The 14,345-nt window shown below is 48.6% G+C and carries 13 protein-coding genes; 1 reads left to right on the top strand and 12 read right to left on the bottom strand.

Translation table 11 applies throughout. The features are described from left to right. Window positions 1–62: 62 nt before the first annotated feature. The 3 genes from ACYVF1_RS27645 to ACYVF1_RS27635 form a co-directional block, all read right to left on the bottom strand. Window positions 63–731 carry a CBS domain-containing protein gene (locus tag ACYVF1_RS27645; protein WP_461085091.1) on the bottom strand — a complete coding sequence of 223 codons (669 nt, stop codon included), beginning with the start codon at window positions 729–731 and terminating at the stop codon, window positions 63–65. 169 nt (window positions 732–900) lie between these two features. Next, on the bottom strand, window positions 901–1,689 hold the full coding sequence (locus tag ACYVF1_RS27640; RefSeq protein WP_461085089.1) for an alpha/beta fold hydrolase: 789 nt from the start codon (window positions 1,687–1,689) through the stop codon (window positions 901–903). Continuing rightward, window positions 1,686–2,333, bottom strand: coding sequence for an anthranilate synthase component II (locus ACYVF1_RS27635; protein WP_461085087.1), 648 nt, complete (start codon window positions 2,331–2,333; stop codon window positions 1,686–1,688). The genes ACYVF1_RS27640 and ACYVF1_RS27635 overlap by 4 nt, the downstream gene beginning before the upstream one ends. Window positions 2,334–2,547: 214 nt before the next feature. On the opposite strand from ACYVF1_RS27635, the gene ACYVF1_RS27630 reads away from it, so the two are divergent. Next, window positions 2,548–3,858 carry an NAD(P)/FAD-dependent oxidoreductase gene (locus tag ACYVF1_RS27630; RefSeq protein WP_461085085.1) on the top strand — a complete coding sequence of 437 codons (1,311 nt, stop codon included), beginning with the start codon at window positions 2,548–2,550 and terminating at the stop codon, window positions 3,856–3,858. Window positions 3,859–3,887: 29 nt separating this feature from the next. Here the strand turns inward: ACYVF1_RS27630 and ACYVF1_RS27625 are convergent, their stop codons facing one another. From ACYVF1_RS27625 to ACYVF1_RS27585, 9 genes are all read right to left on the bottom strand, one after another. After that, entirely contained in the window at window positions 3,888–7,574 is a 3,687-nt protein-coding gene (locus tag ACYVF1_RS27625) for an Ig-like domain-containing protein (protein WP_461085083.1), read from the bottom strand. Between the two features lie 252 nt (window positions 7,575–7,826). Beyond that, complete coding sequence (locus ACYVF1_RS27620; protein ID WP_461085081.1) at window positions 7,827–8,768, bottom strand: LysR substrate-binding domain-containing protein; 942 nt, start codon at window positions 8,766–8,768, stop codon at window positions 7,827–7,829. 118 nt (window positions 8,769–8,886) lie between these two features. Then, window positions 8,887–9,576, bottom strand: coding sequence for a hypothetical protein (locus tag ACYVF1_RS27615; RefSeq protein WP_461085079.1), 690 nt, complete (start codon window positions 9,574–9,576; stop codon window positions 8,887–8,889). Window positions 9,577–9,594: 18 nt separating this feature from the next. Further along, window positions 9,595–9,966: a GntR family transcriptional regulator gene (locus tag ACYVF1_RS27610; protein WP_461085077.1), complete on the bottom strand. Its 372-nt coding sequence runs from the start codon at window positions 9,964–9,966 to the stop codon at window positions 9,595–9,597. Window positions 9,967–9,968: 2 nt separating this feature from the next. Next, window positions 9,969–10,802, bottom strand: a complete 834-nt coding sequence (locus tag ACYVF1_RS27605; RefSeq protein ID WP_461085075.1) for a hypothetical protein — start codon at window positions 10,800–10,802, stop codon at window positions 9,969–9,971. Next, window positions 10,799–11,656 carry an ABC transporter ATP-binding protein gene (locus ACYVF1_RS27600; RefSeq protein ID WP_461085073.1) on the bottom strand — a complete coding sequence of 286 codons (858 nt, stop codon included), beginning with the start codon at window positions 11,654–11,656 and terminating at the stop codon, window positions 10,799–10,801. Before ACYVF1_RS27600 ends, ACYVF1_RS27605 begins: the two co-directional genes overlap by 4 nt. 145 nt (window positions 11,657–11,801) lie before the next feature. Further along, a complete protein-coding gene (locus tag ACYVF1_RS27595) occupies window positions 11,802–12,038 on the bottom strand; it encodes a hypothetical protein (protein WP_461085071.1) in 237 nt (78 codons plus the stop codon). 141 nt (window positions 12,039–12,179) lie between these two features. Then, a complete protein-coding gene (locus ACYVF1_RS27590; protein WP_461085069.1) occupies window positions 12,180–12,587 on the bottom strand; it encodes a hypothetical protein in 408 nt (135 codons plus the stop codon). Window positions 12,588–12,683: 96 nt separating this feature from the next. Further along, complete coding sequence (locus ACYVF1_RS27585; RefSeq protein ID WP_461085067.1) at window positions 12,684–14,279, bottom strand: peptide chain release factor 3; 1,596 nt, start codon at window positions 14,277–14,279, stop codon at window positions 12,684–12,686. Between the last annotated feature and the right edge of the window lie 66 nt (window positions 14,280–14,345).

Raw genomic sequence — 14,345 nt, 5'->3', positions numbered from 1 at the left:
GCAGAGGGCAAAGAGCAGAGGATAAAGAGGTAATTACCCTCTACCCCACGCCCTCTGCTAATTTACGTATTTAAATAACGTAGCAGTGAGTTGAGACGGTCCTGATCAATGCTCTCGATAGGCGTATTGGCAAAGGCGGCTTCAATCTGATAACCAAATCGTTCGAGGGTAGCAATTACGGGGGTGATGTCGCGCCGGTTGAGTTTAATGGTTAATCGCGAGCGATCGGGCATACCATAAGCCGCGCTTGAAAAATAGCTGCTGATGATTTTGACGTTATTCGATTCAACGAGACGGCTGATCTCCGTCATCGAGTAATCTCGTTCGTTGATGCTTAAAATCAGAATGGCGCCCCCTTCCTGTACGCCCAGTTCCTGCGTAAATTGTTTGAGAAGTTCATTCACCGAAATGGTACCAATGTACTGACGTTCTTCGTTCAGGACGGCCACCACTTCCATCTGATGTTGCGTTACCAGCCCCAGTACTTCCAGCAAGTGCTGATCTTCCTGTACGTAAGTCTGCTCGAAAAGACGCATGATTTGACTCACAGCCCGTTCTTCGTCGACGGCATCCATCAGTAACTCTTCGGTCAGTATTCCGCGATACTCGCCCAAATCCGTCAGAACGAGTTGCCCTACGCGGTGTTCCTGCATCCACTCCAACGCCTGTCCAACGGAATCCGTTGGCTTCAGCGTGGGGATCATAGGGTCTATTAATTCGGCAGCCAGCATATTTCTAACAGTGTAGTGGTAGCATAAACAGCAACCTGTTTGCCAGAAAACTACGTAAATTAATGCATAGTTTCAAAACCGGAACAGTTATGATCTAACTGTACTCCATATTTCGTGAACGGCGACCACTTAGTGGACGGTTCTCCGAATTTAGTTATCAAAACAAACTCTAGCTGGTTACCGACAATTGCTCGTCGTAAATCGGATGACGTACCAGCCAGTTATCAAGTAATTCATTAAATCGATTCGGGCATTCCATCATCGGGGCATGGCAGCATCTGTCAATAAAATGCAGTTCGGAATCAGCAATTAGCCGGTTGAACTCGTGCGCTACTTCGGCGGGTGTAATCGTATCGTTCAGCCCCCAGACCAGCAACGTCGGCACCTGAATCTTGTATAGGTCCTTCGCTACGTTGTTCCGTTGTGCTGACTTTGCGATACCCACAATGCTCATGCATTTTGGAATGCTGCTGGTAATCTCAAATACCTCATCAATCAGGTCTTTCGACGCTACCTTTGGGTCGTAGAATGTATAGGCTACCCGCTCGGCCACGTATTCGTAACTTCCGCGTTTTGGAAAGGAGCCGCCCATGCCGTTTTCAAACAGGCCCGAACTACCCGTCAGCACCAGTCTTCGCACCTGATCAGGGTGGCTAAACGTGTATAAAATGGCCAGATGCCCACCCAAAGAATTGCCCAGCAAGGTCATCTCGTTCAGTCCTTTCTGATCCACAAACTTTTCGATAAACGCCAGCAATCCTTCCAGACTGGCCTGACGTATCGGCATTTCATAAATGGGCATCATCGGAATAACGACCCGGTACCGTTTCGAGAACGTAGTAATCACATCGTCCCAGTTGCTGAGGGCACCAAACAAACCATGCAGCAACAACAGTATGTCGCCCTGTCCTTCGTCAACGTAGCGGAAACCGGCTTCTTCGCGAATCTGATAGTTCATATGTACGACGTGGTTAAGGATGAAGTCGAATCGTTTTTCTGTGTACTAAACCTGATAAAGTCAATCCAGTTTTGAATTAGCTGCAATCCGTACTGCGTCAGGTGAGCTTCCGGATGAAATTGAATGCCCCACAATGGCAATGTACGATGACGTAGCGCCATCACCTCCCCATCTTTCGATAACCCCGTACAAACCAGTGGTTTTCGACTACCCGTATTGGGCTGATACGTATCAGAAAGGTCAGTTAAAACCAATGAATGATAGCGTGTTACGTCAAATTCAGCCGGTACTCCTTTCCATAATACGTCATCAGCCATCGTATGAATTGTCGATTGTTTGCCATGCATGGGCTGTCGGGCGCGAACGAGTCTGGCACCGAAAAATTCGCCGATAGCCTGATGCCCCAGGCAGATACCCAACATGGGCAAACGATGGTGGTAATAAGCAATAATTTCCATCAGCCGACCAGCGCGCCGAGGGATACCCGGACCCGGCGAAAGCACAACCCCATCAACCGATTTTTTAGCCAGTTCTTCCAACGAAACATGGTTACGTACTACGTGGCAGCGAGCACCCGCCTGTTGCAGGTAATCGACCAGCATATATGTAAACGAATCGAAGTTGTCAATAACCAGCAGGTCCATGTGGCTATAACGCAAATTGGTGCGACAAAATTAATGCTTTCTCGGAAAAACAATAAAAAATTATTGTTAATGGCTGTATTTCAACAGTTTAACAAATGATAAGCTTTAAAATATCCAATCTATATAAAAAAAATACTACTGCCTACCGAATAATTATGACGGGTGAATTACATTTGAACTTCCCCACAGAAGAACAACCAAACTTTTCTTTCCCATGCCTACTGATTTACCCGAGTCGCCCGATTTACCAGTTGTTATTATTGGTGCTGGTATGGCTGGCCTTGCCTGCGCAATTTACCTGAAACAAGCTGGTATCGACGCGCTCGTGCTCGAAGCCGATGATGCTGTCGGTGGACGTGTCCGCACGGATGTTGTCGATGGCTATCAGCTCGACCGTGGTTTTCAAATCCTGCTGACAGCCTACCCGGAAGCGCAACGGCTCCTAAAATATTCGGCTTTGGATTTGAAGTGCTTTCGGTCGGGGGCACTGATACGTCACCAACCGCCAGGCGATCAGGCAAATTGGCGAATGTTTCTCAATCCGGCACGAGAGCCTTCATCGGTGTTCAAAATGATCAGTTCGCCAGTAGGTTCGTTCAATGACAAGGTATTATTGCTTGAATTGTTACGTCAAACCCAAAGCTTAACCTTAGACGAACTATTCAGGCAAACTCCTGCCACTACGTTAGATTTTCTGGATGAATTCGGCTTTTCTGACTCCATCATTGAGCAGTTTTTCCGGCCATTTTTCGGGGGCGTATTTTTAGAAGATGCGCTTACTACGTCCAGCAATTTCTTTTCGTTTTGTTTCCGCATGTTCTTCGAAGGTGATGCCGCCGTACCCGCGCGCGGTATGGGTGCCATTCCCGAACAACTGGCAAGTCGACTGAACCCGAATCATATCTGGCTCAACTCGCCTGTTCAACGTATCGACGGCAATAGGATTCAACTAGAATCTGGCAAAACCATTACGGCGAGAACTATTGTACTGGCCGTTGATGCTGCGCAGGCCGCTCGTTTAACTGGCCGCCCTACTCCGACCGAACAAGCATTTAATCATACTACCTGCACCTATTTCGGGGCTGATGCCGCACAACTCATACTGAATCCAAAACAGCGGAGGCTACTGATGCTCAATACGCATCGTAGTTCGTCGGTGCATAACGTAGCCATTGTCAGCGATATAGCACCAACCTACGCCCCCGCCGAAAAATCGCTCATTTCGGTTAGCACGCAGCAACTCGAACGAGTTGATGAGAAATCGCTCACTGCCCAGATTCGGCAGGAACTTTCGAATTGGTTTGGTAGCGAAGTTCAAACATGGCAATATCTACGAACGTATCATATCCCGCACGCATTACCCGCCTACGCTCCTGAACAAGCCGGCACGGATTCGCTACGTCAACCGCTCAAATTAGCCGAAAATCTGTATCAGTGTGGCGACCAAACGACGTACCCATCGCTCAACGGCGCACTAAAAACAGGACGGGAAGTAGCGGAGATGATAATTGGTAATAAAACGTAGCGCGGACGGTCGGCCGTCCGCGCTACGTTTTACTGTTTTACAATCCGTTTGGCGGCAGTTCGGTCGCCTACGCGGATACGTAGCAGGTACGTACCGGTTGGCTTCGATTCGAGGGAAATCGATGTGTTTTCCAGTCGGGCTTCCTGCTGATGGACGATACGTCCGTTCAGGTCAGTCAATTCGAGGGTAGCAGGCTGTGCCATTGTCAGACCTCGGATACGTACCGTAATCATTGACGAAGTGGGTATCGGAAACACATCAACTGCGTCGACAAGCAATTGATCTTCAATACCTAGCAATGGCGTTACAGTAACAATAGCTGCCCGACTGACAACAGCCCCCGTACCACATCCATTGCTCACACCAGTAAGCAGATACGTACTGGTTCTCGTCGGTCTGACTTCCAGCGAATGCGGATTGGTACTCGTTTGTATGGTCATTGTGCCACCAAGCCCCGCCGACGTACTGTCCCGATATGAGAAACTCCACGGTGCGTCGCCCGTCAGCACAACAGTAAGCCGTGCTGGCTGCCCTTCGTAGACGGTTGGGTTGCCCGTAAGCGATGCGGTTGCCAATGGACGTATCGTTAGCGTTGTTGGGCTGGCACTGCCATTAATCGGGATTTTAGGATTCGTAGCAATAACCCGTACGGCATAGTTCCCGGCGGGCAACGTATTTGAAATAAGCCCACTAAGCTGCCCATTCGCCGTCTGACTTACAGGCACATCAAGGTAGACCATTTTTGTCGTATCCGTCTCAACTTTCGCCACCTGCAATTTAAAAACGCTGCCCGTGTTAAACGTACCGGTCGTCTGGAAATTGGTGGTCAATTGGGTACCCACACACAACGTAGTAGAATTCAGCGCCAGCGTTCGGATGGTGGGCACAAGTACCGTGACGGTAATAGCGGTGGCAATTCCGGTTGGTCCGGCCCCACATTTATTAGTTATCTCAAGTACTTGATACGTAGTAGTTTGTGCAGGAGCTACCGATATTGTTGTATCCTTGGTGGCCGTTCCAGCGATGTTATTCGACAATTTATATTGATAGGGACCGACACCCGTAAAAATCAGTTTTAGGGGTACGTCCAATCCAATGTTCGTGGTTGTGCTCTGGCTCAGCGTTAGCTTGGGCGTGGCCTGCACAAACACACGTATCGACGCTTTGGTACTCTCGCAGCCGTTAACGGTCTGCGTAACGGAATACTCATCGCCATCGGGCCGGGCGGTGGGCGTATTTGTGGACGGCATCGGCGTTACGCTCGTTACGTTACCATTTGGCTCTGTCCATTTCAAATTTGTTCCCGTCGCTGAAAGCGCCTGTGGCGGTGATCCCTGACAGAGTTCAACAATGGCTTTAGCAACTGCCGGGATAGGCGTGGATATTACGTTGATCTGCAAACTAGCTTTGGGTCCTTCGCAACCATTCACCGTTTGCGTTACAAGTAACGAATAAGAAGTTCCCCGATCTGTATTGATAGTGGGAGCCGATCCAAGCTTCGTCCCATCCGAAGTATACCACGTCAGATTTTCGCCAGACGCTGTTGCCTGTTCCGACGGACTCATGGCGCAGATCGTTCGCGGTGTTACGCCGGGCGCCGTTGGCAACGCTTTTATGGTGACAGATAGCGCGTTACGTGGCCCTTCGCAACCATCCCGCGTTTGGCTGACGTAGTACGTTGTTTGTCCGGCTTGCCCCGTATTGACCGTTGGCGCCACCGACGAACCGACGCCACCTGATCCGGTCGTATACCAAAGCAGATTTTGTCCTGTAGCAGCAAGCGATTGCGACGGCGCATTCTGGCAGATCGAAAGTTCTGACGTAGCCGGGCTAGATGGGCGCGCCTTTGTTTTTACGTTGATAGGCGAACTGGTCGTGCTGGCACAGCCCGTTATGTCCATCACAAAAGCACCGTATGACTCAACAGATGACGTAGCACTAGCCGAAGCGGGTGAAAATAGATTTGGTACGTTGACGACCAACGTGGTGTTGGTTGTCGTAGCCTCAAAAAAGGTTTCTTTGCTAGACGTTTTGAAGATCACCCAACGTTTTGAGTCCGTAGCGGCAGGTAGCGCAAAACTGATAACCGGCTGCAACTCACCTTCGCAGAATTCATAATCACTCTTAACCGGTGAAGGCGCATCGGGCGCTCGTCGAACCGTAACGGTCAAACTAGCTCTTGGCCCTTCGCAACTGCCAACGGTCTGGCTAACGTAGTAAATTTTGGAGGATGGTGTCGAAGGATCAGATTGGGGAGTGGATGCCAGTGCGTTACCTCCCGTTGCTACGTCATACCACTTCAAATTTTGCCCGTTTGCCGCCAACGTTTGAACCGGTGTATATTGGCAAACCGATATGATTGGGGAAGTAAGTGAGGGCGCAGCTGGTATGCTGTTGACAAATACTGGCAAAACTGCCCGAACGCTCTCGCAACCATTTTGCGACTGGGTAACGTAATAATTAAATTGCCCTGCCTGCGACGTACTGACGACCGGCGTTACAGACGAGCCCGTTCCACCAGAACTGTTTGTGTACCAGAGAAGCCCCTGCCCATTTGCCTGAAGCGTTGGCGCGGTTCCACCCTGACAAACGCTGACAGACTGAACCGACGGTGCACTAGGCGTAGCTTTTACCGTAACGCTGACCGTAACACTTGACGGACCTTTACATCCATTCGAACTAGTCTGAGCCAGCGAATAGGTCATTGTTCGGGCCTGATCAGTGGGTATGATTGCGGTTGCTACGTTGTTGTTTACACTGGTATTGGTTGGGGCTGGTGAGTCGCCGTAATTCGTCCAGATAGTTGATATACCCGATACCACAGTAGCGCTAATGATGGCCGATCCTCCCTGACAGGCCGTATAACTTGTCTGGCTGATGGTAGGGGCGGCTGGCACCTCCTGCACACTGACCGTCAACGTAGTACGTGAACTTTCGCAACCGTTCGTCGTCTGGCTAACGTAGTACGATTTTGTACCGACCGTCGATGAACTAGGCGTCACGGCACTGACACTCGTTCCACCCGTAGGGGTTTCGTACCACTTCAGATTTTGACCAACAGCCGACAGCGATTGAGTGGGCGAGTTCTGACAGATTGAATACGTTGACTGCGAAATACTCGGTGCCGACGGCGTAGGTTGTATCGTTGCCTGGACGGTTGCACGCGGACTTTCGCAGGCACCGTTAATACTCTGACTCACGTAGTACGTAGCCACGCCGGGGCTAGCGGTCGAAGGAGTTGGAGCACCCGGCAAACTATTCCCTCCCGAAGCCGACCCGTACCAGATAAGAATTCCACCAGTACTGGCCGTAGCCGACAAAGCACTGGCCGCTGTTCCCTGGCAATACGTAGCAGATGCGGTGGTTGGTGCTGTTGTCGCGGCCTTGACCGTTAATGTCGTCGAACTGGGTATACCAGCCAAATCGGGATTTTTCGATACCATCCGGATGCGGTAATTGGTTCCCGCCGGGGTGTTACCAGGAATCGTGACCTGATACTTAATTTCAAACCTATTTCCGTCAATCAGTTCAGATGGAATTTCGTAATAGCTACCGCCGTTGGATAGTTCGACGCGAATGTCGGCGCTGGGGTAGTTTCGGAAACCCGTCACTTCGATGGTGGAGCCGGGACATACGGATGTAACGGGAAGGGGCTGGGTTTCAAGTGTGTTAGTCTGGGCGATAGCCCGTGTTCCGAGCAGAAGTGCCAAGGTCATTATCAGGCCCGTGCACATCTTATGTATAGGAAATTTATACGATAAGAACAGCCACCGTAAACGATGAATCATGTGTTATGCAAATAGGTTAGGAGTTGACTCTACAAATTGAATGCCAAAATTCTTCAATCTGTCTATTTGCGCCTGAAATTCACCAATTTGCTACGAATAAGCAATTTTAAGCGTGTATGTTTTTTCGCGATAAAAGCGAATGATACGCATCTAATGTTGTAACTGCCAGTAAACCAGCCATCACCGCACATTCACCATTTGCCCATTACTTCCTGCTTCTATCAAATCGCCCGGCAGGTGAGCTATAATTTCAGTTTTAAACGCTTGAATGAGTTTACGTTTCAGAAAACTGCGATGCATCACCAGACTGACCTCGCGCACCGGTGTAGGTGCCGAAAACGGACGTAGCCGCGACCGACGGGCGGCATCAATATCGATCGTAGCCAGGTACGGCAGCAACGTAAAGCCCACCTGCTTGTCGATCAGTTTTATGAGTGTTTCCAGCGAACCAGTTTCGTAACGTAACGCCATCGGATTGTTCATCTGCCGATCAGCTCCACACAAATTCATTACCTGATTCCGGAAACAGTGCCCTTCGCTGAGCAACCAGAGCCCGTCAGTTGGCAGATTCGCAGGTGAAACTGCTGGTTGGGTAAGCAGTGGATGCCCCTCGGCGGCATAGACCACAAACGGCTCCCGAAACAATGGAATTTCCGTGATTCCGTTTTCGGCAAGGGGCGTCACGACAAGCCCCACATCGAGCAAACCGTTTCGAAGGCGTTCAATAATCTGTTCAGTAACAACTTCCTGAATCTGAACGCTCACCCCCGGATATTTCGCCACAAACTCACCAATGAAATAGGGTAGTAAATACGGCGCCAGCGTCGGAATGATACCAATGCGAAAATCACCCCGGAAATCTTCCTTGGATTCGCTCACAATTTCGGGAATTCGCCGGGCTGCCCGCAGTACGTCGCGCGCCTGCGCCAGAATCGCCTGCCCCGTTTCGGTCGGCACAACGGGTTGCTTCGACCGGTCGAACACGAGCACGCCGAGTTCATCCTCCAGCTTCTGAATCTGCATACTAAGCGTCGGCTGCGTTACGTGGCAGGCTTCGGCGGCAGTCGCAAAGTGCCGATACGTATCGATAGCTACAATATATTCAAGTTGAGTAAGCGTCATTATACTTATAGAACTGATTGGCCCCGACAGGCTCTAGCTGTCGGAGTCGCGAAAGCGGCTAATTGGGTAGTTGCTACGTAGCCGACAGCCAGAGCCTGTCGGGGCCTGCAACAGAAACTTACTTCAACCATTTCAACATCTGGCCACGAACCTGCACTTCTGCTTTAGGTGATACGTCGAGTAGAAACTTATTTACTTGTGTATCATTGAACAATACTCCGCTCGAGTCCTGCACAGAGGTACGTAACAGATTATACTTGTCTGAAGCGCCCAACACGGCAAAACTATTCTGACCCATCGTCAGCGAAAATGCCCCGGAAATGGTCAATTTTTGGGTTCGTAAACGACTGTTCTCCAACGCGACGGATAACGTATCGGTTCCTACGTCGGCCAACGTCAAACGCCCATCGTTGATACGTAGTGATTCGAAGTCAGGCATACGTAGCACTACGTGATGACGTTTTTCATAGTTGGCGTCGTCACGTGGTTCGCCATCGTAGCCACCGATATCGGGCTTAAACGTAACGAATACCGTATCGCCCTGTTGACGGGTTTTGTAAAATTTTAACTGTTCCGGATCAATCAGGGCTTCGGCGCTGTCCTTGCTACGTAGCGCAATAATTTCACTTCCCGGCGTTCCTTCCACTACCCAGTTTTTAGCAGTTGGTAACGGCCGGTGCACAAACGCCTGATACGGATTTCGCCAGTCAATTTTTTCATATTCCTGCTTGAGTAACAGGTCTGTTGCCACCATACCGGTGAACATTACCAGCGCAATGATGGCCAGTAAAATAGAACTTGTTTTCATATTGATTGATCAGAAAGGTCAAGAATAATGGGCAGCTACGAATTGCTCATAGCGCGATTCAATCTCTGGCAATTCGATGCCGAGCAAATAGAGGTTTTTGAAGAAAATCGGTAAATCGTTTTCCAGAAACTGCTCCCGCCGATACGCCCGAATTCGGTCGACGGCATCGTCGTTTGGGAAGTAACCGATACCACGTTTATTAGAAATGACCCCTTTCTGACTCAGGAAATCATACGTTCTCATTACGGTATTTGGGTTCACTTCTAGTTCGGCCGCCAGTTCACGTACCGACAAAATTTTCTCACCTACGGGCCAGCGCCCCAGCAACACCTGCTCACTGACATGTTCAGCAATTTGCAGGTAAATGGCTTGTTTATCTCGAAAATCCATCGCTACACCTCCCTTTCTTTTAGCCCCACATAAGCGGTGATGTAGGCAAGTAGAGCTACAACCACCGCCACTGAATAGCGAATCTGATTGCCAATGGGTTGCGGTAGATCTATAACGCGCCAGCTTGTCTGATCAGGCGATTCTAACATGACCATTGAAAACGGCGCACCCGTACGGATGGTCGAGTTTCCAGTCAACAACTCCAGTAGCGAGCTGTTCAATAGTGTACCGAAAATGGCAATGGCCAGCGTCAGAACGACTCCAAGTGCAATTGTATACCGACGCAGTATAAACGAAAGCATCATGTATACTGCATGAAAAATGGCAGTAAATATCCATATCGAAATAGGGATATTAATCAGCGCATGACTTTTATACCAGGGCTTTATGGCAAGAACTCCTCCAATACGTTGAATCTGATTGAGTTGCTCGGGTGTCCAATCCCGATTGTTCACAAAAGTGATTCCAATAGCATCAATCAGAGTATACGTACCAAAGAAAACAATCAGAAAACCAATGCCGGAAATGAGCCATAGTAACATTATTTTCTCCAGTGCCGAAGCAGGCTGCATCAGGTAATTAATGGCGCGTTGTTTATCATTCAACACAATTATCTGTTGCATGATAAATATGTACCATGCTCCCCAGCCAACAACGAGCATGATTTTATAACGCATATCATCAATCTCCCTCGGATAAGCGCGGTACAAAAAGAAGGTGACTGCTACCAAAACACCCAGCAACAACGCCAGATTGGCAAGCAGTTGGCCCCGATTGTCGGTGAAATACTTACGTAGTATGCGCATAAAGCGCGTAAATGAGAATGTCTGATTCATGCGTTTATGGGAGTTGAGATCGTGGAAAATAATTCCTTGATACGTAGCGGCTCGGCCTGAACGGCGTTGAAGAGCCACTCTAAATCGAGTCGACTTGACTCGCCCAGCGGATTCTCGGCAACAATCGCATAGCCACCCACAGCCCGCTCCGCATGAAGCACCCGACGACTTTTATCGAGCTCAGGCACCATCCCAAACCAGAGCCGCGACGTGATTTCTTCAACGCTGGCGTTCAGCGCAATACCTTGATTAGACAGAATCACGATTGGGTCTATCAGCGTTTCAAGATCGCGCGCCTGGTGGGTCGAAATAACCACCGTTCGGTGTTCATCGACTGCGCCAGCCACCAACCGCCGAAACTGGCTTTTTGAAGGAATGTCTAATCCATTCGTCGGCTCATCCATCAGTAGTACGGCCGTGTTTGTCGCCAAACCAAAGCCGATCAGTAGTTTCTTTTTCTGGCCATACGACAGTTCGTTGATTTTCTGATTGTCTGTCAGACCAAATTCGCGGATGTAGCCATGCATCTGCTCTTGATCGAATCGGGGGTAAAATGGTGCGTTAGAATCCACAAACTGCCGGATACGAACCGAAGGCATGTAAAACTCTTCTGGTACGAGAAAAATATTCTCAAGAAAAGCCGGATTCCGATCGCCAGCCTTGTATTCCCCTACTCGAATTTCTCCGCTTTTAGGGTAAAGCAATCCGGCCATCAGTCGCAACAGCGTTGATTTGCCTGCTCCATTCGGACCCAGCAGGCCATAAATAGAACCTGGTCTTAAAGTCAGATTCAAATGCTCATACAGAAGTCTATTCTTCCGATAGCCAAAAAATACATCTTGTATATTAATCATTTGCAGCGCGTTATAGTGTATTAGATAAATAGTACACTGCAATAGTACGTAATCTTTTATATTGAAGTCAAGTTTTTAACATTTTTTTTGCGCATAAAAAAAGCCTCCTGGTTAGAGAGGCTTCTTCCTAAAACAATAGACTACCTTATGAATCCGTAGTTTTTTTAGCTTCTTTCTTCATCATTTTAGAATCCTTCTTCATCTCTTTGGCCGCATCTGCCTTCATGTCGTCACCTTCTTTCTTGGCTTCTTTCTTCATTTCCTTGGCATCATGCTTCATTTTTTTGTGCTCCATCTTGGCATCTTTTTTCATATCGTCCTGTGCAAAAGCAGCACCCGACATTAACATACCAGCTACAGCAACCATCATTAACTTTTTCATGATTTCTTGTCGTTAAGTATAAATTCAAAACTCTCTAAGTAATAACAGTAACTCCCGATAGAGTAATACGGTTATTAAAGTTGTGTTAATAAAAAACCCGCAGTTGCCTGCGGGTCTTATAAACTGCACACTGCCAATACGTTAATTTTCTTTAGGCGGCTTTACTTTTTTCGCTTTCACTTCTGTACTACCCTGTTTTACGCTGCTAGTGTTATCCGTTTTCGTGGGTATTGGGTCGCTGCTAACGGCTGAACTCGGCGCATTGCTGGCTGCTCCTGCGTTCTGATCCAACGTAGTACCCGTTCCAACGGTGGGGTTAGTTTGGTTGTTGCTGTTACGTGGCAACGAATTCTGAGGAGTTCCGGTCGTCGTGTTTGAGCTTGCGTCGCCAGTTGTCGTATTATACAGCTCCGGCGACTGTCCTACTCCAGAACCCTTTGTTGTTGAAGCGGCTGTATTTCCAGCCTTCTGATTGGTACTACGTTGCTGAGCCATTGCCGAACCTGCCATAAGCAGAACCATTGTGAAAATTCCAATTGCGTATTTCATAGCTGTTGAGTGTTATTGATTTCATGTATAACACGCCCCAACCTGAGTAGTTTGGCAAAAGGCTCTAATTTATGCTACCGGCTCCGCTCTAAATTACTAAATCGCTACGTTAAACTCCGACGTAAGATGGAATTCAATATCGGGGTTATTCTGCTGATTCATACGTAGCATCCATTCAGATTCAGCCAGAAACACGGGATGGCTATCTTTGTCGTAACCAATCTGGTTTCCTTTTAGCCGAATAAACTCAGCCAGTTTCGCCGGATTATCGGATGTTATCCAGCAAGCTTTCGTGTAATTCAACGGTACCCAACGGCATTTTGCGCCGTATTCATTTTCTAATCGGTATTGAATTACTTCGAATTGAAGTTCGCCGACGGTTCCTACGATCTTCCGGTTACCCAATTCCAGCGTAAATAACTGCGCTACACCTTCGTCGGTCAACTGCTGAATACCTTTATCTAATTGCTTGGATTTCATCGGATCAAGGTTAATTAACTCCTTGAAGATTTCCGGCGAAAAACTAGGAATACCCTGAAATTGTAAATCTTCTCCTTCCGTTAACGTATCACCAATTTTGAACGTACCCGTATCGTAAAGGCCCACTACGTCGCCAGGGAACCCTTCTTCGACTACGCTCTTGCTATCGGCCATGAAACTGAATGGGCTGGCGAAGCGAACATTCTTGTCCAAGCGCGTGTGGTGATAAAACTTGTTACGTTCAAAAACGCCCGAACAGATACGTAAAAACGCAATACGATCGCGGTGGCGTGGGTCGAGGTTTGCGTGAATTTTAAAAACGAATCCACTGAAGTTTTTCTCTTCAGGCAGTACTTCCCGTTTATCGGTCGGGCGGGCAATCGGTTCTGGCGAAATACCGCAGAAACCTTCCAGCAACTCTTTCACGCCAAAATTATTCACCGCCGAGCCGAAGAATACAGGAGCTAGTTTTCCATCCAGATACGCCTGTCTGTCGAACGTATCATAAACGCCTTCAATTAGTTCTACGTCCTCCCGAAGCTGAGCAGCATCACGTTCACCCACTTTTTGGTCAAGCAGCGAATCTTCCAACTCAATGGGCAATACGTCGTCTTCAACTTTGGTTTTATTGACTTTAAAGAAATATAACTTTTTCTCGATGAGGCTATAAACGCCCTTAAAGTCAGAACCCATGTTAACGGGCCAGGTCATCGGGCGAACCCGGATACTGAGTTTCTCTTCCAGCTCGTCGAGCAGATCGAACGGATTACGTCCTTCGCGGTCCAGTTTATTGATAAAAATGATCACCGGCGTATCGCGCATCCGGCAAACTTCCATCAGGCGTTCGGTCTGTTCCTCAACACCTTTCACACAGTCTATGACCAGAATAACACTGTCAACGGCTGTCAGCGTCCGATACGTATCTTCCGCAAAATCTTTGTGGCCGGGCGTATCGAGGATATTGATTTTCAGATTGTCGTACTCAAACGTCATTACCGACGTAGCGACAGAGATACCGCGCTGTTTCTCGATCTCCATGAAATCGGACGTAGCGGTTTTCTTGATTTTGTTGGATTTAACCGCACCAGCCGTTTGAATGGCTCCGCCAAAAAGCAGCAGTTTTTCGGTGAGGGTGGTTTTCCCGGCATCCGGGTGGCTAATGATGGCGAATGTCCGCCGACGGGCGGTCTCAGCCTGTATATTGGTTTGCATTATTCTCAGAATCAGAATACAAATATAGTAAAAAAGCAGAGGGGTTTGGGCATGGGGTGGAGGGTT

The organism is Spirosoma flavus, assembly GCF_054778555.1.
This window is presented reverse-complemented; position numbering and strand designations above follow the sequence as displayed.

Coding starts and splice junctions, on each gene's coding strand:
- ACYVF1_RS27645 (WP_461085091.1), bottom strand. CDS start 731: ATGCTGGCTGCCGAATTAATAGACCCTATGATCCCCACGCTGAAGCCA.
- ACYVF1_RS27640 (WP_461085089.1), bottom strand. CDS start 1,689: ATGAACTATCAGATTCGCGAAGAAGCCGGTTTCCGCTACGTTGACGAA.
- ACYVF1_RS27635 (WP_461085087.1), bottom strand. CDS start 2,333: ATGGACCTGCTGGTTATTGACAACTTCGATTCGTTTACATATATGCTG.
- ACYVF1_RS27630 (WP_461085085.1), top strand. CDS start 2,548: ATGCCTACTGATTTACCCGAGTCGCCCGATTTACCAGTTGTTATTATT.
- ACYVF1_RS27625 (WP_461085083.1), bottom strand. CDS start 7,574: ATGACCTTGGCACTTCTGCTCGGAACACGGGCTATCGCCCAGACTAAC.
- ACYVF1_RS27620 (WP_461085081.1), bottom strand. CDS start 8,768: ATGACGCTTACTCAACTTGAATATATTGTAGCTATCGATACGTATCGG.
- ACYVF1_RS27615 (WP_461085079.1), bottom strand. CDS start 9,576: ATGAAAACAAGTTCTATTTTACTGGCCATCATTGCGCTGGTAATGTTC.
- ACYVF1_RS27610 (WP_461085077.1), bottom strand. CDS start 9,966: ATGGATTTTCGAGATAAACAAGCCATTTACCTGCAAATTGCTGAACAT.
- ACYVF1_RS27605 (WP_461085075.1), bottom strand. CDS start 10,802: ATGAATCAGACATTCTCATTTACGCGCTTTATGCGCATACTACGTAAG.
- ACYVF1_RS27600 (WP_461085073.1), bottom strand. CDS start 11,656: ATGATTAATATACAAGATGTATTTTTTGGCTATCGGAAGAATAGACTT.
- ACYVF1_RS27595 (WP_461085071.1), bottom strand. CDS start 12,038: ATGAAAAAGTTAATGATGGTTGCTGTAGCTGGTATGTTAATGTCGGGT.
- ACYVF1_RS27590 (WP_461085069.1), bottom strand. CDS start 12,587: ATGAAATACGCAATTGGAATTTTCACAATGGTTCTGCTTATGGCAGGT.
- ACYVF1_RS27585 (WP_461085067.1), bottom strand. CDS start 14,279: ATGCAAACCAATATACAGGCTGAGACCGCCCGTCGGCGGACATTCGCC.